We start from the raw sequence: 20,593 nt of genomic DNA on the forward strand, positions 1-20,593 counted from the left end.
GCCGACCGTCGCGCCGAGGAAGGCCCGAAAGCGCGACGGCACCCGCTGCCACGGGTGCCGTCAGGGATCTCCCACCAGAAAGGACATCCGCAGATGAGGCTACGTCAGCCCGCCGGAACCCCGCACTCCGCACCGGACCTTCCGCTCCGGATTCTTGTCATCACGGCGGTCTCCGCTCTGTTCGGCATGCTCGCGTGGCAGGAGCCGGGGACGGTGAACCCGATGCTCACCGCCGTCGCCGTCTACGCGGTGCTGGACCGGCTGACCGACCGCCGGCCCGACAACCGGTAGTCCCGGCCACGAGGGCACCCCGGGCCGACCCGCCGACCCGGCCCGGACAACCGAGACCGGAACTGGGACCGCGAGCGAAACGCCCGGTGCGATCCTCACGGATCGCCCGGGCGTTTCGCCTGTTCGCGAGCGGTGGCGGCGGGATTTGAACCCGCGGAGGGCGTAAACCCTCACACGCTTTCGAGGCGTGCTCCTTAGGCCACTCGGACACGCCACCGCCGACGAGGGTACAGGAACCCCGGTTCGGATGCCGCACCGGTATCGCTCCGGGCGGCCTGGCAGGATCTTTGCCATGAGTACGCACATCGGCGCGAAGCCGGGCGAGATCGCCGAGCGGGTCCTGATGCCGGGCGACCCGCTGCGGGCCAAGTGGATCGCGGAGACCTACCTCGAGGACGCCACCTGCTACTCGACGGTGCGGGGCATGCTGGGCTTCACCGGGCGGTGGAACGGCGTGGACGTCTCCGTCCAGGGTTCCGGGATGGGCATGCCGTCCGCCTCCATCTACGCCCACGAGCTGATCAACGAGTACGGGGCGAAGACCCTGATCCGGGTCGGCTCCTGCGGCGCGCTCACCGAGGACCTCCGGCTGCGCGACGTGATCGCGGCAATCGGGTCGTCGACCGACTCGAACATGAACCGGATGCGCTTCGACGGGCTGATCGACTACGCCCCGGTCGCCGACTTCAGGCTGCTGCGCACCTCGGTCGAGGTGGCCGAGCGGCGCGGCATCACCATGCACGTCGGCCCGATCCTCGCCGCCGACGCCTTCTACACCGACCGGCCGGACCTGTACGACACCCTGGCCGACTACGGCGTGCTGGCGGTGGAGATGGAGTCGGCCGCCCTCTACACGATCGCCGCCCGGTTCAAGGCCCGCGCGCTGACCCTGCTGACAGTCAGCGACCACATCAAGACCGGCGAGAAGACCACCGCGCAGGAACGCGAGCAGACCTTCGGCCAAATGGTGGAGATCGCCCTGGACACCGCCGTCACCCGCTGACCGCCGCCCCGACGCCCCGACGGCTCGACGGCTCGACGGCTCGACGGCTCGACGGGGCCGATGTTGCGGTGTCCCACCCAGGCGATACCGCAACATCGGCCCCGTCGCCCCAACCCAACCAACCCCAACCCAACCCGCCCGGTCCCGTCGGCCCGACGCGGGGTCAGCGGAAGAAGGCGCGCAGGACGGCGGCGTTCTCGGCGACCAGGACCCCGCCGTAGACCTCGGGGCGGTGGTTGAGACGACGGTCGCGCAGGACGTCCCAGAGCGAGCCGGCGGCCCCGGTCTTGGGCTCCCACGCGCCGAAGACGACGGTCGAGATCCGGGCCAGCACCAGTGCGCCCGCGCACATCGTGCACGGCTCCAGGGTCACCACCAGCGTGCAGTCGTCCAGCCGCCACCGGCCCAACCGGGCGGCGGCCCGGCGCAGCGCCAGCACCTCGGCGTGCGCGGTGGGGTCGCCGGTCAGCTCCCGCTCGTTGCGGCCGACGGCCAGCTCGGTGCCGTCCGGGCCGTAGACGACCGCGCCCACCGGCACGTCGTCCTGCGTCGTCCCGTCACCGGGGCCACCGGCGGGCGGTTCGGGGCCGGTGACGGCGATCTCCAGCGCGCGGCGCATCCACCGCTCGTGCCGCTGACGGCGATCGGTCGGGCCGGGGTCGGCGAGCGAAGCCGGGACGGGGTCGGACAGTCGAGCCGGGTCGGGGTCAGGCAGCCGCGCCGGGTCGTCGGCGGCCGGGGAGGGGGGAGGTCGGTCAGACCTCACGCAGCTCCTCGACCTCGTCGGCGCAGCCGAGCACCTGGCACACCTCGGCGGTCACGTCGGCCGGGAGCATCCCCTCGTGGGCGCAGAGCTTGAGCAGACGTTGGGCGGAGACACCCAGGTCGGCGAGGATGTCGGCCTCGCCCACCGGGTCGGCCTCGGGGTCCACGACCGGTTGCTGCCCGCTCTCCTCGTCGCCCCCGCCGACGGTGGCCGACGGCGGCTCGTCGACGTCGTCGAGGTCGGTGACCGAGGTCTTGAGGTCGCCGACGAGCAGCGCACCCAGCCGGGACTCCTCCGCGTACGCCGAGTCGGAGCCGAAGACCCGCAGGTCCTCCCCCTCGTCGAGGCGCAGCAGCACCAGGTACGCGTCGTCCGCCTCGACGAAGAGCAGTGACACCTCGGCGTCCGGCGCGACGTCGCGCAGCCGGTCGGCGACCTCGTCGACGTCGGTGGCGCCGCGCAGGTTCACCTCGGCGGCGCTCCAGCCGCCCTCGACGCGCACCACGGCGGCAGCGAAGTACGACATGGTTCCCCCAAAAGACCTCGGCACAGCCGACCCGTTACGCGTGCACGTTAACCGGTCGGGTCGGCAGCCGACCGGTCAACGCCCCGAAGGGCCGGCAATCCGGGAAATTCGTCAGCCGGCGACGCGGCGGCGGGTGGCGATGAGCTGGCGCAGCCGCTCGGTACGTTCCCGCTGCGGCCGTTCCCGCTGGCGTACCGCGCGGGCTCCCGCCAGCTCGGCGAGAATCTGCAGGCGGCGGCGGCTCCGCTCGGAGTCGAGCCGCGGGGTGTTCCAGGCCATACCAAGAGCGTCCCCAGTCACAGCGAGTACGTCAAGATGGTGCGGCAAACGAAGCCGTGCGATGACACAGTGTCACCACATCGGCCAGTCCGCGCTCACCGCCCACCGCGTGACGACGACCGCGAACGCGATGCTCCAACCACCGGCGGTGACGATCGCGACGCCGGTGCCGACCCCCCGGTCGCCGTACCGGATCAGGGCCAGCGCGACCAGCCAGGCCAGCGCGCCGGCGACGAGCGTCCACCAGGCGTACCCGCCGACGTCCCGGCCGAGCAGGCCGAAGAGCGCCAGCCAGGCGGCGGCGAGCGCGCCCCCCGCGGCCACCGCCGCGCCGGTGACCGGGTGCGGTTCCCGCCAGGTCGGCCGGCGGGGCGGCCCGGCGGGGAAGAGGCCCGACGGGACGTACGGGAACCGGGGTGGCAGGGGTCCGGGTTGCTGGTTCGTCGTGGTCACTGTTCCCCCTCCGGCCTGCCGGACCGCGCCGTACCCGCGACGCCCGGCGTGGGTCGGGGACCGGGCCGGCGGGCCGAGGTGCCGCTGTCGGTGTGCCCTCCACCGTAGCCGTCTGCCAGGATGGCCGAATGTCCTCGCTGCGGCCCGACCGACGGCGCACCCGTCCGGCGTACCCCGTCCTGCTGCTCGTGGCGGCGTTGCTGGGTGGCTGCGGGACGGACCGCCCGGTCGCGCCCCCGGTCTGGGACGACCCGGCGGCGACGGCGAGCGGCGGGCCGACGGCGACCCCGACGGGCTCGCCCTCGGCCACGCCCACCCCGACCGGCTCGCCGTCGGCCGGCCCGCCCCCCGCCGCCCTGCGCCGGGTCTTTCCGGTACGGGCGGACGACGTCTCCTACCACCCGACGCACTCGGGGTACCCGGGCACGGACATCTTCGCCGACTGCGGCGAGCCGGTGGTGGCGGTCACCGACGGGACGGTCCTGGAGGTCAGCCGGGTGGACCGGTTCGACCGGAAGGGGCCGCTGGGTCCGTACAACGGAGGCCTGTCGGTGTCGCTGCTGGGCGACGACGGGGTGCGGTACTACGGGTCGCACCTCAGCGTGGTCAGCGCGGGGATCGAGGCGGGGGTCCGGGTGTCCGCCGGGCGGCAGCTCGGCGAGGTGGGCCGGACGGGGAACGCGAACAACGTCTGTCACCTGCATTTCGGCCTGTCGCCGAAGTGCACCGGACACGACGACTGGTGGATCCGGCGGGGCGTGGTGTGGCCGGCGAAGTACCTGGACTCCTGGCGGGGAAAGGGGAACCGGTCGCCGGTCGCGGCGGTGACCGCCTGGGAGCGTGAGCACGGCTGCCCCCGGGCGCCCCGCGGCTCGTCGAGCGCCGGGTAACCGGCGGTACGCATTGACGTAGGTATTACCCGTCGGTTAACGTCCCGGAATGAGAGAGCGCTCTCTGGGATAACTATCCTCCCCAATTCCGACGAACCGCGTGTAGCTGGTCGTCCCGGCGACCCCGCGCGGAGGAGGCCCGATGACACCTCCCGTCCCCCGGCGCCGCGCCCCCTGGGTGCTCGCCACCACCACCGCGCTGACCGTCCTCGTCGGCGGACTCACCCTCGGCACCGCCGACGCCCCCGCCCAGGCGGCCACCGTCGGCGCCGGCAGCTACACCACCGACCCGGTCGGCCCGCTCCCCACCGGCTGCGGCGACCTGTCCACCAACCCCCGCCAGTACGCCACCGCCAACGCCCCCGCCGGGCCGGTCCCCACCAACGACTGGTGGTCGTCGCTGCTGTGGAAGAAGACCAACTGCTCCTACGGTGAACCGCTGCACGCCCACCCGCTGTCGTACCAGACGTTCGCCGACGGACTCGGCTTCTCGGCGCCGTCGGCCGCCACCGTGACCGGCAGCCCGACCGGCGTGGGCGAGTTCAAGTACACCTACACCGAGGACATCCGGGTCGGGGTGGCCGCGCTCGGCGCACCGGTGGTCAAGGTCGACGACTGGTCCGACTGGACGGTCACCCCGTACTGGAGCGACGGGTCACGGACCCTGCGCGCCACCATCGGCCACGGACTGCCGTTCGCCTACTTCCAGGCCAGCGGCGGGAACGCCCAGATCAACCCGACCGGCGGCGCGGCCACCGTCTGGTCGAACAGCGGCAGCACCGTCGGCTTCACCGTCCGGGGCCACGACTACGTCGGGTACGCCCCGACCGGCGCGACCTGGACCGTCGCCAACGGACGGATCACCTCCACCCTGGCCGGCAGGGGCTACTTCTCGATCGCCCTGCTGCCGCCCACCGCCGACGCCACCACCCGCGCCACCCTCGCCGCGAGCTACGGCCGGTACGCCCACGCGCACGTCACCGGCACCCGGGTCGGCTACACCTACGACCCGGCGACCAGCGCGGTGAACACCACGTACTCGTTCACCACCACCGCCCGGGAGGGCACCGCCGGGCAGACCGTGGTCAGCCTCTACCCGCACCAGTGGAAGGCGCTCGCCGGCAGCACCCCGCTCAGCCAGACCTACCCGTCGGCACGCGGCCGGATGAAGGTGCTGACCGGGGTGGCCTCCTTCCGCACCACGATGACGTTCCGCGGCGTCCTGCCCGAGGTGCCCGCCGTGGCCACCGGGTCCGGGTCCGACCTGGCCCAGCTCAGGGAGCAGCTCGCCGCCGTCCGGGGCAACCCGATGGACCAGCGCGGCGGCGACACCTACTGGACCGGCAAGGGCCTCGGCCGGGCCGCCCGGATCGCCGAGATCGCCGACCAGGTCGGCGACACCCAGACCCGCGACGCGGCGCTGACCGCCATCCGGAGCACCCTGACCGACTGGTTCACCGCCACCCCGGGCAAGACCGCGAAGGTCTTCTACTACGACCGCAACTGGGGAACCCTGATCGGCTACCCGGCGTCGTACGGGTCCGACCAGGAACTCAACGACCACCACTTCCACTACGGGTACTTCATCGCGGCGGCGGCGACGCTGGCCAAGTTCGACCCGGCGTGGGCCGCGCAGGGCCAGTACGGCGGCATGGTCGACCTGCTCATCCGGGACGCCAACAACTACCAACGCTCCGACACCCGCTTCCCCTACCTGCGGGACTTCGACATCTACGCCGGGCACGACTGGGCCTCCGGACACGGCTCGTTCAACGCCGGCAACAACCAGGAGTCCTCGTCCGAGGGGATGAACTTCGCCAACGCGCTGATCCAGTGGGGGCAGGCCACCGGCAACACGGCCGTCCGCGACGCGGGCGTGTTCATCTACACCACCCAGGCCGCCGCGATTCAGGAGTACTGGTTCGACGTCGACGACGAGAACTACCCGCAGGCGTTCGGGCACTCCACCGTCGGCATGGTCTGGGGAGACGGCGGGGCGTACGCGACCTGGTTCAGCGCCGAGCCGGAGATGATCCAGGGCATCAACATGCTCCCGGTCACCGGCGGACACCTCTACCTCGGCTACCGGCCGGCCTACACCAGGGCGAACTACGCCGAGCTGGTCCGCAACAACGGCGGTGAACCCACCGTGTGGCAGGACATCCACTGGCAGTTCCTCGCCCTCGGCGACCCGGACGCGGCGCTGGCCAAGCTGCGCGCCAACCCCGGCTACACCCCGGAGGAGGGGGAGAGCCGGGCGCACACCTTCCACTGGATCCGCAACCTCGCCGCGCTCGGCCAGGTCGACACGACGGTCACCGCCAACCACCCGCTGGCCGCCGTGTTCAGCCGCAACGGCGTCCGCACCTACGTGGCCAGCAACATCACCGCCGCGCCGCTGACCGTGCGGTTCTCCGACGGGACCGGCCTCACCGTTGCCGCCGGGAAGACCGCCACCACCGGGGCGTACAGCTGGAGTGGCGGCAACGCGGCCGGCGGCACCAATCCGAGCCCGACGCCGACCGGCTCCCCGACGACGTCGCCCACCCCGACGCCGACCAGCCCGACCCCGCCGCCGACCACCCCGCCGGCCGGCTCGCCGACCCGGTACCTGCTGGCCGGCGGCGGACTCGGGGCCGCCGGCAGCGCGGCGACGGCCACCGTGCCCGGCAGCGGGGGCGTCAACCACGACGGCACCCCGGCCAACCCGGTGGTCTTCACCGCCACCGGCCTCAACCTCACCCACACCGGGGGGCAGACCGCATTCGACCTGTTCCTCGACGCCGGCCAGTCGGTCGGCAACGGGGTGCAGGCCCGGGTCTCCTACGACCTGACCGGGGACGGCACCTTCGACCGGGTGGAGACGTACCGGTACTTCGCCACCGATCCGGTGCCCGGCTACGAGCACTACACCCAGAACGCCGGCCTGTTCTCCGCCACCGGCACGCTGGGCAACCTCTCCCGGGGCACGGTCCGGGTGGAGGTGTGGTCGGCGATCGGCGTCAACCCGTCCACCCTGGGCATCGGCAACCAGTCGGTGGTACGGCTGCCGTACTCCTGATCCGGTCCGCACCGCCACCCCCGCGCCGCCGGTCGTCACCCGACCGGCGGCGCGGGCGCGTAGGTTGCCAGACATGAGCGCCAGAGACCCCGTCGCCGACCTGCGCCGGATCGCGTTCCTGCTGGAGCGGGCCAACGAGGCCACCTACCGGGTACGCGCGTTCCGCTCGGCGGCGGCGGCCCTCGCCGCGCTGCCGGCGGCGGAGCTGACCGCGCGGACCCGGGCCGGCACGCTCACCGACCTGCCCGGCGTCGGCGACGTCACCGCCCGCTGCGTCACCGAGTCGCTGGCCGGCGAGGAACCGGTCTACCTGCGCCGGTTGGTCGCCACCGAGGGCACCGACCTCGACGAGGCGGCCGGTGCGCTGCGGGCCGCCCTGCGGGGCGACTGCCACACCCACTCGGACTGGTCCGACGGCGGGTCACCGATCGAGGAGATGGCGCTCGCCGCGGTCGAACTCGGCCACGAGTACGTGGTGCTGACCGACCACTCGCCCCGACTGACGGTGGCCCGGGGCCTCACCGCCGACCGGCTGCGCCGGCAGCTCGACCGCGTGGCGGCGGTGAACGCGGCGCTGCCCCGGGGGTTCCGCATCCTCACCGGGATCGAGGTGGACATCCTCGCCGACGGCACCCTCGACCAGGACGAGGAGCTGCTGGCCCGGCTCGACGTGGTGGTCGGCTCGGTGCACAGCGGCCTGCGCGACGAGCGGGCCAGGATGACCCGCCGGATGCTCACCGCGATCGCCAACCCGCACCTGGACATCCTCGGCCACTGCACCGGACGGATGGTGTCGTCCCGCCCGGCGGGGGTGACCGGCCCGGGTGACCGGGGGCACCGGGCGCGGACCCGCCCCGAGAGCGAGTTCGACGCGGACGCGGTCTTCGCCGCCTGCGCCGAACACGACGTGGCCGTGGAGATCAACTCCCGGCCGGAGCGGCAGGACCCGCCGAAGCGGCTGATCCGCCGGGCGCTGGAGGCCGGTTGCCGGTTCGCGATCGACACCGACGCGCACGCCCCGGGGCAACTGGACTGGCAGCGGTTCGGTTGCGTCCGGGCCGCGCAGTGCGGCGTCCCCGCCGACCGGGTGGTCAACACCTGGCCGGCGGACCGCCTGCTCGACTGGACCCGCGCCCGCGCCTGACCCGGCCGCCCCACCCGGGCCGCCGGAGGCGGATCAGCGGACGGCGGCCTCCACCACCGCCGCGGGCGGGCCGGCGGCGACGGGTGGCGGCGCTTCGCCGGTGCGCGGTCGGCGGGGGCCGACCAGGCCCTGCGCGACAGCCACGCCGAGCAGCACGACCAGCGCGCCGGCCGGCTGGTGCCAGGTCAGCCGCTCACCGAGCCCCAGCGCGCCGAGCAGCACCGCGAAGATCGGCACCAGGTACGTCACCGTGGCGGCGGTGCTCGCCCCGACCACCCGGATGTTGCGCAGGTTGATCACGAAGGCCAGCCCGGTGCCGAGCGCACCGAGCGCCAGCACACTGCCGACCACCGGTGCCGACAGGCTGGCCGGTGCCGGTGGGGTTCCGGACACCAGCGGCCCGACGACCGCCAGTTGGGCGGTGGCCACCAGCAACTGCGCCGTCGAGAGCGACAGCCCGGAGTGGGCGCTGCCGGCGACGAACCTCTTCTGGTACGGGATGGCCACGCCGTAACAGGCTGCCGCGCCGAAACACATCACCTGGCCGGTGAAGTGCGCCCCGCCCACCCCGGTCCAGACACCGAGCACCACCAGCACCCCGAGGAAGCCCAGTGCGAGCCCGACGGCGGCCCGCGCGGTCAGCCGCTCGGTACGGAACACCAGCACCGCCAGCGGCAGCACGAACAGTGGCGTGGTGGCGTTCCAGATGCCGGCGAGCATCGACTCGACCCGCTGCTCGCCGTAGCCGAACAGGGTGAACGGGATCGTCACGCCGAACGTGGCGAGCACCACCAGGTGCGCCCAGACCCGGGGACCGCCGGGCAGCCGGTCCCGCAGCAGCACCAGCACCACCAGCAGCGTCGCCGCGCCGGTCGCCACCCGGTAGAGGGTGAGGTGCAGGGGGTGCAGTTCGGCGACGCCGACCTTGATGAACAGAAAGCTGGATCCCCAGATCGCCGCCAGGGCGAGGAACCCCGGCAACCAGCTACGCAGCGCCGGACGGTCAGGAGTGGGAGGCCGTGTCACCCCTTGCACTCTGCCGCAGCGGCACGACGAAGTCGCCGGAATTCCGGCCACCGTGTCCACGGCCACAGCGGTCGCCCGCCCCGGTCGCACCCCGTCCCACCGGCCTGCCGCCCGGCAAACAGGTTGGACAACCGGACCCGACGATCACGTAGGGTCGCGTCGTGGGACGAATCGATGACCTCGCGAACCGGTACGTGGCCGACTGGGCGCCGCTGACCCCGACCGGTGCCACCTACGTCGGCATCACCGGCTACGACGACCAGCTCGACGACCTCTCCCCCGCCGGCTACGAGGCGCGGGCCGAGCTGACCCGGCGTACCCTCGCCGAGCTGGACGTCACCGCGCCGGAGTCCGAGGCGGAACGGACCGCCAAGGAGGCCATGCAGGAGCGCCTCGGCCTGGAACTGGCCCGCTACGAGACGGGCGAGCTGACCAGCGAGGTGAACGTCATCGCCAGCGGCCTGCACGAGATCCGTCTGGTCTTCGACCTGATGCCCACCGAGGGTGAGCGGGAGCGGGCCGACATCGCCGCGCGGCTCAACCGGTTCGCCGGCGCACTGGAGGGCTACAAGACCACACTGCGCGAGGCCGCCGCCGCCGGCCGGGTCAGCTCCAGGGTGCAGCTGACCGAGGTGGCCAAGCAGTGCGACATCTGGACCGACCCGCACGGCGACAACTTCTTCCACGGTCTGGTGCAGCGGCTGGACGCCGACGGCACGCTCGGTGCCGAGCTGCGCCGGGGCGCGGCGGCGGCGACCGCGGCGACCGCGGAGTTCGCCCAGTTCCTGCGCACCGAACTGGTCCCCCGGGGGCGGGACAAGCAGGCCGCCGGCCGGGAACGGTACGAGCTGGCCTCGCAGTACTTCCTCGGCGCGAAGGTCGACCTGGACGAGACGTACGCCTGGGGTTTCGCGGAACTGGCCCGACTGGAGGCCGAGATGCGGACGGTCGCCGGGCGGATCGCCGGGTCGGGCGCCAGCATCGACGAGGCGGTGGCCGTACTGGACGCCGACCCGGCCCGGACCATCCAGGGCAAGGAGGCGTTCCGGGACTGGATGCAGGCGCTGGCCGACAAGGCGATCGGCGACCTGCACGGCACCCACTTCGACATCCCCGAGCAGGTCCGCCGGATCGAGTGCTGCCTCGCCCCGACCAGTGACGGGGCGATCTACTACACCGGGCCGAGCGAGGACTTCTCCCGTCCGGGCCGGATGTGGTGGGCGGTGCCGCAGGGGGTCACCGACTTCTCCACCTGGCGCGAGGTGACCACGGTCTACCACGAGGGCGTCCCCGGCCACCACCTCCAGGTCGCCCAGACCGCCGTCCGGGCGGAGCTGCTCAACCGCTGGCAGCGGCTGCTGTGCTGGGTCTCCGGCCACGGCGAGGGGTGGGCGCTCTACGCGGAGCGGCTGATGGACGACCTCGGCTACCTGGAGGACCCGGGCGACAAGCTCGGCATGCTCGACGGGCAGGCGTTCCGGGCGGCCCGGGTGATCATCGACATCGGCATGCACCTGGAGCTGGAGATCCCGAGGGACAACCCCTTCGGGTTCCACCCGGGCGAGCGCTGGACGCCGGAACTGGGCTGGGAGTTCATGCGTGCGCACTGCCGGGTGCCGGAGGAGAACCTGCGGTTCGAGCTGAACCGTTACCTGGGCTGGCCGGGGCAGGCGCCGTCGTACAAGGTGGGCGAGCGGATCTGGCTCCAGGCCCGGGAGGACGCGAAGGCCCGCCGGGGTGCCGACTTCGACCTCAGGGAGTTCCACCGGCAGGCGCTCGACCTGGGCGCGCTCGGGCTCGACCCGCTGCGCCGGGCACTGGCCCGACTCTGAGGCGGCCCGGGAGCAGTGGTCGGGGGCGGGCGGGTGCCCGCCCCCGACGCACCTGGGGGTGGAGTGAGGTCAGGACAGGCGCAGGTTCAGCGCGGGCCGGGCGGTCAGCGAGTCGGACTCGACGAAGGCCAGGTCGATCACCGGGTCGGTGAAGGTGATCGGGATCGGTGAGGTGATCGGGATGCCGTCGGGAAACGGCAGGGACGGGGTCAGCGTGATCGTGATGCCGAGCAGCTTGCCGACGAACCGGGTGGCGTAGAACGCGACGTCACCCCGTACGGTCAGCTCGTCGGTGACGTACCGCTGGTGGCGACCCGCCGGCCCGTCGGCGAGCAGCATGAAGTCGGCGGTGACCGCCTTGGCCATGCTGAACTTCAGCGTCGTCAGCGTGCCGTCCGCGGTCGGCAGGTCGACGATCCCCTCGAACCGCAGCCCGGTCATGGTGACCTTGGTGCCGGTCAGCTTGGACGGCTGCCCGGCCACCGTCGGCTGCCCCTGGTCGGGGGCGATCCTCGGCAGCGGCTTGCCGACCTCGACCCGCTTGGACGCGCTCGGCACCGGCTTCGCGCAGGTTCCCCGGCCGGGCCGGGCGGACGCCGTCGGGGACGGTGGGGTGACCCCGGTGGCCGGGACGGTCGCGCCCGGTCCCGGCCGGATCGCCGAACCGACCGGCCTGCTGGCACCGGGTTCGGGGGTGGGGGAGGCCGCCGTCGTCCCCGCGTCGTCGTCACCGGTGAACAGGTCGGTGATGCCGTCGAGGATGTCGGTGAGCAGGTTGCCGTCGGGTGTCGCGGACGGCGTCGGGCTGGGAGCGGCCGGGACGGACGGACGTGCGGACGGCGCGGACGCGGTCTTCGCCGGCCGGGGGCAGGTCGGCTCCGCGAGCGCCGGTTGCGCCCCCCGGACCGCGAGCAGCGTGGCCATGGCGGTGGTGGTCAGCACCAGCAGGGTCGCGTACAACCGTGGATCCCGGTGGTTCGGGTGGTAGGGGCCACCCGGGTCGACCGTCGGCAGGATCTGCGTGGTGTCGCCGGCTCCCTCCCGGTCACCCCGGACCGGCTCCCGCAGCGGGTTGCGGGGCGGGGGCAACGTGTCGGTCAGCGGTCCGGTGGTGTGTTCCTCCCGCCAGGGCGGCATCAGCTCGTCGACGAGGGGCTCCTCCTCGGCCGCGGGGTCCTCCCGCGCTGCCGTACCGTCGTCCGCCGCGGCCCCGTCCCCGGCGGGCGGGGACGCCGGGGTGCGGGCCGGCACCCAGGCGAAGCCCAGCGCGCTGCCCACCATGCCCAGGAACAGCCCGATGAAGAACCCGCCGAGGTTGACCCCGATCAGCGAGTAGACCGCCGTCACCGCCGCGATGACGGCATAGAAGAGGCGCTGTTGCGGGGTGAACCACATCAGCATCCCGCAGGTGACCAGGATGACCGGGATCAGCCAGGACAGGAAGCCGGTCGGCCCCATCTGGAAGGTCAGACCACCGAGACTCATCTGGGTGGTGGCGAAGATCTCCACGCCGGCCAGCGCGGTGAGGAGGCCGCCCCAGAACGGCCGTGCCCGCCGCCACCGACGGAAGGAACGCCAGACCTGGCCGATCCGGCTCTGTCGGGCGGGCCGCGGTTGGGCGGATGTCACGTGTCCTCCTGGCGATTCTGACGTCGGTGGTACCGGGCCGGGGCCCGTCGCGGATGGCCGCCACGGGCCCGGTCCTCAGCTCAGAAGCACTCCTTGGCGGCGGCACCGACGTTGATCTTCAACTTCAGGCCGTTGAGGGTGAAGACACCGGCGCTGGTGGAGCGGGCCACCTGCTCCAGGTCCTTGATGACGACCTTGTCGGCGCTCTGGCCGAAGGACTTCGGCGTGGCCCCGGCGTTGAGGTCGGTGGCGTCCCGACCGATCTTGATGTTCGTGAACTCCGCGTCACCGCCGAGCGAGTCCATGTCGATCAGCAGGCCCTCGGCCGTCGCCGGCTTGCCGTCGCCACCGGCGTTGATGGTGAGCACGATCGGCATGTCCGGCACCTTCACCGACTGGCAGAGGTCGTACAGCTTGGCGTTGGTGATCTCGGAGACGGCCACCGGGTGCGCGGTCCCGTCCTTCTCCTTCACGAAGCCGCCGTACTGCTTGAAGCCGGTGCCCTCCAGCTTGGAGGCACCGACCTTGAAGGTCTGTCCGGATACGGCGAACGACGCGGCGATCGCGCCGTTGGACATGCCGAAGACGATCGCCCCGGCCACCGCGGTGGCCGGCACCATCATCGCGGCGAAGCGACGCCACCGTGTGCCGCCGCCGAGCTGGCGGCCTTCCGTTTCAGTCACGGGGTTCTCCTTGACGAGGGGGGTCAGCACCGAACGCGGACGCGGTTCGGGAGGAGGTGGAGGGTGCTGCGGTCGCCACCGGATCGGTGGCCGCGTGCAGTACGCGGATTGGATGTTCCCGCGAAGCGACCTACCTCACAAGACCCCTTGCTACCGGCCGGTAACGGGCAAGAATCTTGGGGATGTCCGGATGTTACCGACGGTTAACATTGCTGGACTGACAAGCTCTCTCAATTCGCCCAGAACGCAGTGGCCGAATGCGGTTCCGCCACCCTGGGTAGAGACAGGCTCACAAACATCACCTTTTGATAACGCTGGCCTGAGGGTTGTCTGTGGGTGACGATCGTGGCGCACAGCGGTACGCACCGCCCGCCCGCCTGTCACGCCGCCCGTGCCGCGGGACCACGAGCCCGGGCGGGTCGTCCGCCCCGGGTCGCACGGCCAGGCCCCTCCACCCGGACACCGTGCCACGAACTGCCATACACCGTGTGACCGGCCACGACACGCGGTGGTGAGGATGACCGGACGCACGCTGTCGGCTGACCGTCCGGTTGGCTACCGTAGGTGTCCCCGGGGGCCGCAACCCCCCGCGTGGTACGTCCGATCGAGGTGGCTGTGACCCTGTACGGCGACAACCAGGTCTCCGACGACCGCCCCACGGTGCAGGTCACCGCGGTGAGTTGGCCGGGCGAGGAGGAGCCCGCGACGGCCGACGGGGCCGCGGGCCCGCCTCCCCCGCCCTCCGCCGGCACGCCGTGGTGGCGACGCGGGCGGGTGCTGCTCGCCGGTGGGGTGACCGCGGCCGTGCTGGCCGGGATGGTCGGCACGGGCGCCTGGGCGTACGCCGGGGACGTCCCCCGTGGCACCAGCGTGCTCGGCACCGAGCTGGGGGGTCGCAGCCGTGCCGAGGCGGCGAAGGAACTCCGGGCCGAGCTGGAGAAGCGGGCCGGTGCGTTGAACTCGCCGCTGACCGTGCTGGTGGGCGAGAACCGGGCGGAGATCAACCCCGCCGACGTCGGCCTGACCGTGGACGTCGACGCCACCGTCGCCGCCGCCACCTCCGCGCAGGCGCACCCGGTGGACCGGCTGTTCGGCTCCCGCTCGGTCGAGCCGGTGGTGACCGTGGACGCCGCCAAGCTGGACGCGGCGCTGCGTACGGTCCTCGGTAAGCAGGGGCGGGACATGACGATGCCGGCGATCATCTTCACCGGCACCACCCCGAAACCGGTCTACCCGAAGCCGAGCCTGACGCTGGACGCGGAGCAGTCCGCCCGGGTGGTCCGCGCGGGTTGGCTGGCCGGGCAGCCGGTGACGGTGCCGGTGGTGGAGAAGAGCCCGGCGACCACCCGCGAGGAGGTGGACCGGTTGGTGGCCGAGTTGGCGAAGCCGGCCGTCGCCGCTCCGGTCACGATCACCTCCGACAAGGGGTCGGTCAGCGTCCCGCCCGCGGCGATCGCCCGCGCGCTGCGCTTCTCGGCCGACGACGAGGGGAAGCTGACGCCGAAGGTCGACGTGAAGCGGCTCCGGACGGCGCTCGGCAGCAAGCTGGCCACGATCGAGTCGACGCCGAAGGACGCCGGCCTGACCATCTCCGGTGGCAAGCCGAAGGTGGTACCGGGCCGGGCCGGGCAGCAGCTCGACTCGACGGCGCTCGGCCGGGACCTGCTCGCGGTGCTGCCGAAGACGGAGGGCCGGACGGTCACCGGGCAGCTGAAGGCGGCCGAGCCGGAGCTGACCGAGGCGAAACTCGCCGAGCTGGGCATCAAGGAGCGGGTCTCCACCTTCTCCACCAAGTTCCCCGGCGGCCTCTCCTCGCCGCGGAGCCAGAACATCATCCAGGCCGCGAAGGACGTGGACGGCACGATCGTGCAGCCGGGGGAGACCTTCTCGCTCAACGGGCACACCGGTGAACGCGGCTACGCCCAGGGCTACAAGGACGCCCCGGTGATCGTCGGCGGCAAACTGGTCCCCGGGGTGGGCGGCGGCGTCTCGCAGTTCACCACCACGCTCTTCAACGCCAGCTACTACGCCGGTCTCCAGGACGTCGAGCACAAGCCGCACTCGTTCTACTTCAGCCGCTACCCGGCGGTGATCGAGTCGACCATCTTCTGGCCCGACCTGGACTTCAAGTTCCGCAACAACACCCCGCACGGGGTGCTGATCGACACCGCGTACACCTCGGACACGATCACCGTGTCGATGTGGAGCACGAAGATCTACGACAGCGTCAAGACCGAGTACGGCCCGCGCCGTAACGTCACCGCGCCGAGGACGGTCTACCTGGAGCCCGGCCCGAAGTGCATCGCCGCCGGCGGCAGCAACGGCTTCAGCCAGGACGCCTACCGGGTCATCAAGAAGGACGGCAAGGTCGTCAAGCGGGAGAAGTTCAGCTGGACGTACGACCCCGAACCCAACTTCGTCTGCGGTCCCAAACCCTGAACCGCCCCGCCCCGCCACGGCCGGGGTGGTCCTGCCCCCGCGTCACGGAACACACGCGTGAGCCCCGCCGGCCGATCGCCGACGGGGCTCCGTGCTCTCCGGGGCACCCCGGTCGGGCCGCGTGCGGGATTCCGCCGCCCTGCGGCGGTCGCGCCCGGGTATCCCACCGGGGGTGGTCAGGGACGGGCCTCGGCGAGTCCCTGACGGACCCCCTCGGCGTCCCGGTCGGTGCCGTACACGGGGGTGTCGGGCTGCTGTCGCCAGCTCTCGTCCAGGGTGCCCGCGTCCACCGGGTCGAAGCCGAGCGCGTCGACGAGCTGCATCACCAGCTGCTTGGCTTCGGCGTCGTCACCCGCCACCGGCAACGCGATCCGGTCCCCGGCACCCGCGGGCCTGCCCCGGTCCATCAGATGCGCGGCCTGGATGTTGTTGAAGGTCTTCACCACCCGGGCACCCTTGAGGTGGTCGGCGGTCCACCGGCTGGAGGTGAGGCTACGGTCGAGCAGCTCGGCGATGTCGCCGTCCCGCTGCGGGTAGTAGTTGTCGGCGTCCACGACGATCTTGCCGTCGAAGAGCGGGGCCGGCAGCTCGGGCACCACGAGCAGCGGAACCGCCACCACGACCAGCTCCGCGTCCTGGACGGCCTGCTCCAGGGTGCCGGCCACCGCCCCGGTCTCCTGGGCCAGGTCGGTCAGGCTGTCCGGACCCCGCGAGTTCGTGACGGTCACGTCGTGTCCGAGGGACCGCAGCCGCCGGGTGAGGGTGCCGCCGATGTGACCCGAGCCGATGATTCCGATCTTCATGACCACTCCTGCCTCCGCCGCTTCCGACGGTCAGTTCCGGTTCTACGCTCAGCAGGTACCCCGCCTGGTCCGCTGCGATTGCGGACGGGGCGTACCCCACGTCACGTTTCGCCGGACGGTGCGCGGACACCGGGAAAAGCCGTTACCGCACCGACGGTACGAGGTGACGGCCGCTGCCCGGGGCGGTTCACCGAACGCGGGCCGCCGGGGTGGCTTCCCGTCGGGTCGACGCGGCAGCCTGTCGACGCGGCAGCCCCGTCCCTTCGGGTACAGGTCGTCGTGAGCCTGGCTCCTTCTCTCCGCTGGTCCGGTGCCGGGAGGCGTGGGTCGGTGTCCGAGGGATCGGTTCGGGGCGCGTGGGTCGATGTCCGAGGAGTCGGACCGGGAAACCGGGCGCGTGGGTCGCGGTGTCCTTGGCCTGGCACAGGGAACCGGTCCGGGAATCCTGGCTCGGGGAGCCTGACTCGGGGCTCCTGGCTCGGGAATGCGGAAGTGCCCTGTCGCTGCGGGATGCCCCGGGGCGGATCAGAGCACGAAAAAGAATACGGTCGAGGCCCACCCCCCTGTAAAAGGGGATGGGCCTCGACCGTGAAGTATGTCCGGCGGTGTCCTACTCTCCCACACCCTCCCGAGTGCAGTACCATCGGCGCTGGAGGGCTTAGCTTCCGGGTTCGGAATGTAACCGGGCGTTTCCCCTCCGCCATGACCGCCGTAACCTTATGAACATATCAAACAACACACACACCCACACCGTGGGGGGTTGCCGATCATTTGTTCAGAGTTGCACAGTGGACGCGTAGCAGCTTCGTAGTCAAGTCCTCGGCCTATTAGTACCGGTCAACTGAACCCGTTACCGAGCTTACATTTCCGGCCTATCAACCCAGTCGTCTAGCTGGGGGCCTTACCCCCACAACGTGGGGTGGGATACCTCATCTTGAAGCAGGCTTCCCGCTTAGATGCTTTCAGCGGTTATCCCTTCCGAACGTAGCTAACCAGCCGTGCCCCTGGCGGGACAACTGGCACACCAGAGGTTCGTCCGTCCCGGTCCTCTCGTACTAGGGACAGCCCTTCTCAAGTATCCTACGCGCACGGCGGATAGGGACCGAACTGTCTCACGACGTTCTAAACCCAGCTCGCGTACCGCTTTAATGGGCGAACAGCCCAACCCTTGGGACCTGCTACAGCCCCAGGATGCGACGAGCCGACATCGAGGTGCCAAACCATCCCGTCGATATGGACTCTTGGGGAAGATCAGCCTGTTATCCCCGGGGTACCTTTTATCCGTTGAGCGACACCGCTTCCACACGCAAGTGCCGGATCACTAGTCCCGACTTTCGTCCCTGCTCGACCTGTCAGTCTCACAGTCAAGCTCCCTTGTGTACTTGCACTCAACACCTGATTGCCAACCAGGCTGAGGGAACCTTTGGGCGCCTCCGTTACCCTTTAGGAGGCAACCGCCCCAGTTAAACTACCCACCAGACACTGTCCCTGAACCGGATAACGGTCCGAAGTTAGATACCCAAATCAACCAGAGTGGTATTTCAAGATTGCCTCCACCCATACTGGCGTACAGGTTTCACCGGCTCCCACCTATCCTACACAAGCCCATTCAGATACCAATGTCAAGCTATAGTAAAGGTCCCGGGGTCTTTCCGTCCTGCCGCGCGTAACGAGCATCTTTACTCGTACTGCAATTTCGCCGGGCCTGTGGTTGAGACAGTGGGGAAGTCGTTACGCCATTCGTGCAGGTCGGAACTTACCCGACAAGGAATTTCGCTACCTTAGGATGGTTATAGTTACCACCGCCGTTTACTGGCGCTTAAGTTCTCCGCCTCGCCCTTACGGGCTAACAGGTCCCCTTAACGTTCCAGCACCGGGCAGGCGTCAGTCCATATACATCGAATTACTTCTTCGCATGGACCTGTGTTTTTAGTAAACAGTCGCTTCCCCCTGCTCTCTGCGGCCATACAACGCTCCACCCGCACGGGGCTTCACGTCTCCGGCCCCCCTTCTCCCTAAGTTACGGGGGCAATTTGCCGAGTTCCTTAACCACAGTTCGCCCGATCGCCTCGGTATTCTCTACCTGACCACCTGTGTCGGTTTGGGGTACGGGCCGCTCAGAACTCGCTAGAGGCTTTTCTCGGCAGCATAGGATCACTGACTTCACCTGAATCGGCTCGGCATCACGTCTCAGCCCCATGACATGCGGATTTGCCTACATGTCGGCCTACACGCTTACCCCGGCACAACCACCGGCCGGGCTCAGCTACCTTCCTGCGTCACCCCATCGCTTGACTACTACCCACCAGGTTCCCAGCCTCCCCATTCTTGGTCCGAAGACCGCCAACAGTTCAGGTGGTTAGCACAGCAAGGTTCATCACGGGCGCTCCTTCGCGGGTACGGGAATATCAACCCGTTGTCCATCGACTACGCCTCTCGGCCTCGCCTTAGGTCCCGACTCACCCAGGGCGGATTAGCCTGGCCCTGGAACCCTTGGTCATCCGGCGGAAGGGTTTCTCACCCTTCTTTCGCTACTCATGCCTGCATTCTCACTCGTGCCGCGTCCACAACTAGGTCACCCCGCTGCTTCACCCCCGGCACGACGCTCCCCTACCCATCCACACACCTGCACCAGACACCAAAATGCCTGACGAAGTATCATGTGAATGCCACAGCTTCGGCGGTGTGCTTGAGCCCCGCTACATTGTCGGCGCGGAACCACTTGACCAGTGAGCTATTACGCACTCTTTAAAGGATGGCTGCTTCTAAGCCAACCTCCTGGTTGTCTATGCGACCCCACATCCTTTTCCACTTAGCACACGCTTAGGGGCCTTAGCTGGTGATCTGGGCTGTTTCCCTCTCGACTACGAAGCTTATCCCCCGCAGTCTCACTGCCGCGCTCTCACTTACCGGCATTCGGAGTTTGGCTGATTTCGGTAAGCTTGTAGGCCCCCTAGACCATCCAGTGCTCTACCTCCGGCAAGAAACACACGACGCTGCACCTAAATGCATTTCGGGGAGAACCAGCTATCACGGAGTTTGATTGGCCTTTCACCCCTAACCACAGATCATCCCCCAACTTTTCAACGTTGGTGGGTTCGGCCCTCCACGCGGTCTTACCCGCGCTTCAGCCTGCCCATGGCTAGATCACTCCGCTTCGGGTCTAGAACATGCGACTCAAACGCCCTCTTCAGACTCGCTTTCGCTACGGCTACCCCACACGGGTTAACCTCGCCACATGCCACTAACTCGCAGGCTCATTCTTCAAAAGGCACGCCGTCACCCCGCAAGGCTCCGACGGATTGTAGGCGAACGGTTTCAGGTACTATTTCACTCCCCTCCCGGGGTACTTTTCACCATTCCCTCACGGTACTCGTCCGCTATCGGTCACCAGGAAGTATTTAGGCTTACCAGGTGGTCCTGGCAGATTCACGGCAGATTTCAGGAGTCCGCCGCTACTCGGGAACACCCACAGAAGATCAGCAACTTTCACCTACCGGACTCTCACCGCCTACGGTCAGCCATTCCAGACTGTTCGGCTAGCCACTGACTTGATAACTCCTCGAACAAGTGTCAGCCTGTTCAGCAGGGTCCCACAACCCCGACCACGCAACCCCTGACAGGTATCACACGCAACCGGTTTAGCCTCAATCCGCTTTCGCTCGCCACTACTCACGGAATCACTATTTGTTTTCTCTTCCTACGGGTACTGAGATGTTTCACTTCCCCGCGTTCCCCCCACACACCCTATGTGTTCAGATGTGGGTG

General features: G+C 69.9%; 15 protein-coding genes, 1 tRNA gene and 2 rRNA genes (1 of these 18 running past the window's edge). 7 read left to right on the forward strand and 11 right to left on the reverse strand.

The window, feature by feature from the left end; all coding sequences use genetic code 11:
- The first annotated feature begins 93 nt into the window (after positions 1-93).
- Positions 94-291, forward strand: a complete 198-nt coding sequence (locus O7612_RS28610) for a hypothetical protein (RefSeq protein WP_282269015.1) — start codon at positions 94-96, stop codon at positions 289-291.
- A 130-nt stretch (positions 292-421) separates the two neighbouring features.
- On the opposite strand, the gene O7612_RS28615 is transcribed toward O7612_RS28610, so the two are convergent.
- A tRNA-Ser gene (locus O7612_RS28615) sits at positions 422-508 on the reverse strand.
- Between the two features lie 75 nt (positions 509-583).
- On the opposite strand from O7612_RS28615, the gene deoD reads away from it, so the two are divergent.
- The gene (gene deoD / locus O7612_RS28620) at positions 584-1,294 is read left to right on the forward strand and encodes a purine-nucleoside phosphorylase (protein WP_282269017.1); all 711 of its coding nucleotides are present in this window, start codon (positions 584-586) and stop codon (positions 1,292-1,294) included.
- Positions 1,295-1,457: 163 nt separating this feature from the next.
- On the opposite strand, the gene O7612_RS28625 is transcribed toward deoD, so the two are convergent.
- The 4 genes from O7612_RS28625 to O7612_RS28640 form a co-directional block, all read right to left on the reverse strand.
- Positions 1,458-1,913, reverse strand: a complete 456-nt coding sequence (locus O7612_RS28625; protein WP_282269019.1) for a nucleoside deaminase — start codon at positions 1,911-1,913, stop codon at positions 1,458-1,460.
- Positions 1,914-2,049: 136 nt separating this feature from the next.
- Positions 2,050-2,586 (reverse strand): tRNA adenosine deaminase-associated protein, encoded by a 537-nt coding sequence (locus O7612_RS28630; RefSeq protein WP_282269021.1) that lies wholly within the window; start codon positions 2,584-2,586, stop codon positions 2,050-2,052.
- 111 nt (positions 2,587-2,697) lie between these two features.
- Positions 2,698-2,865, reverse strand: coding sequence for a hypothetical protein (locus O7612_RS28635; protein ID WP_168222581.1), 168 nt, complete (start codon positions 2,863-2,865; stop codon positions 2,698-2,700).
- 72 nt (positions 2,866-2,937) lie between these two features.
- Positions 2,938-3,318 (reverse strand): hypothetical protein, encoded by a 381-nt coding sequence (locus O7612_RS28640; protein WP_282269023.1) that lies wholly within the window; start codon positions 3,316-3,318, stop codon positions 2,938-2,940.
- A gap of 128 nt (positions 3,319-3,446) precedes the next feature.
- On the opposite strand from O7612_RS28640, the gene O7612_RS28645 reads away from it, so the two are divergent.
- The 3 genes from O7612_RS28645 to O7612_RS28655 all read left to right on the forward strand — a co-directional run bounded on the left by O7612_RS28645 (position 3,447) and on the right by O7612_RS28655 (position 8,413).
- Positions 3,447-4,208 (forward strand): peptidoglycan DD-metalloendopeptidase family protein, encoded by a 762-nt coding sequence (locus tag O7612_RS28645; RefSeq protein ID WP_282269025.1) that lies wholly within the window; start codon positions 3,447-3,449, stop codon positions 4,206-4,208.
- Positions 4,209-4,350: 142 nt separating this feature from the next.
- Positions 4,351-7,269: a glycosyl hydrolase gene (locus tag O7612_RS28650; RefSeq protein ID WP_282269027.1), complete on the forward strand. Its 2,919-nt coding sequence runs from the start codon at positions 4,351-4,353 to the stop codon at positions 7,267-7,269.
- A 73-nt stretch (positions 7,270-7,342) separates the two neighbouring features.
- Entirely contained in the window at positions 7,343-8,413 is a 1,071-nt protein-coding gene (locus tag O7612_RS28655) for a PHP domain-containing protein (RefSeq protein ID WP_282269029.1), read from the forward strand.
- 33 nt (positions 8,414-8,446) lie between these two features.
- Here O7612_RS28655 and O7612_RS28660 read toward each other — a convergent pair whose 3' ends face one another.
- Entirely contained in the window at positions 8,447-9,439 is a 993-nt protein-coding gene (locus tag O7612_RS28660; RefSeq protein ID WP_282269031.1) for a DMT family transporter, read from the reverse strand.
- A 161-nt stretch (positions 9,440-9,600) separates the two neighbouring features.
- On the opposite strand from O7612_RS28660, the gene O7612_RS28665 reads away from it, so the two are divergent.
- Positions 9,601-11,271: a DUF885 domain-containing protein gene (locus O7612_RS28665; RefSeq protein WP_282269032.1), complete on the forward strand. Its 1,671-nt coding sequence runs from the start codon at positions 9,601-9,603 to the stop codon at positions 11,269-11,271.
- Positions 11,272-11,340: 69 nt separating this feature from the next.
- Here the strand turns inward: O7612_RS28665 and O7612_RS28670 are convergent, their stop codons facing one another.
- Positions 11,341-12,900: a DUF6114 domain-containing protein gene (locus O7612_RS28670; protein WP_282269034.1), complete on the reverse strand. Its 1,560-nt coding sequence runs from the start codon at positions 12,898-12,900 to the stop codon at positions 11,341-11,343.
- A gap of 80 nt (positions 12,901-12,980) precedes the next feature.
- Complete coding sequence (locus O7612_RS28675; protein WP_282274087.1) at positions 12,981-13,523, reverse strand: DUF6230 family protein; 543 nt, start codon at positions 13,521-13,523, stop codon at positions 12,981-12,983.
- 669 nt (positions 13,524-14,192) lie between these two features.
- Here O7612_RS28675 and O7612_RS28680 point away from each other — a divergent pair.
- On the forward strand, positions 14,193-16,022 hold the full coding sequence (locus O7612_RS28680) for a VanW family protein (RefSeq protein ID WP_282269036.1): 1,830 nt from the start codon (positions 14,193-14,195) through the stop codon (positions 16,020-16,022).
- Positions 16,023-16,198: 176 nt separating this feature from the next.
- Here O7612_RS28680 and O7612_RS28685 read toward each other — a convergent pair whose 3' ends face one another.
- The 3 genes from O7612_RS28685 to O7612_RS28695 all read right to left on the reverse strand — a co-directional run.
- Positions 16,199-16,825, reverse strand: a complete 627-nt coding sequence (locus tag O7612_RS28685; RefSeq protein WP_282269038.1) for an NAD(P)-binding domain-containing protein — start codon at positions 16,823-16,825, stop codon at positions 16,199-16,201.
- A 597-nt stretch (positions 16,826-17,422) separates the two neighbouring features.
- Positions 17,423-17,539: ribosomal RNA gene (gene rrf, locus O7612_RS28690) — 5S ribosomal RNA — on the reverse strand.
- A gap of 93 nt (positions 17,540-17,632) precedes the next feature.
- A 23S ribosomal RNA gene (locus O7612_RS28695) occupies positions 17,633-20,593 on the reverse strand (it continues 149 nt past the right edge of the window).

This window comes from Micromonospora sp. WMMD987, from assembly GCF_029581435.1.
Taxonomy (GTDB): domain Bacteria; phylum Actinomycetota; class Actinomycetes; order Mycobacteriales; family Micromonosporaceae; genus Micromonospora; species Micromonospora rifamycinica.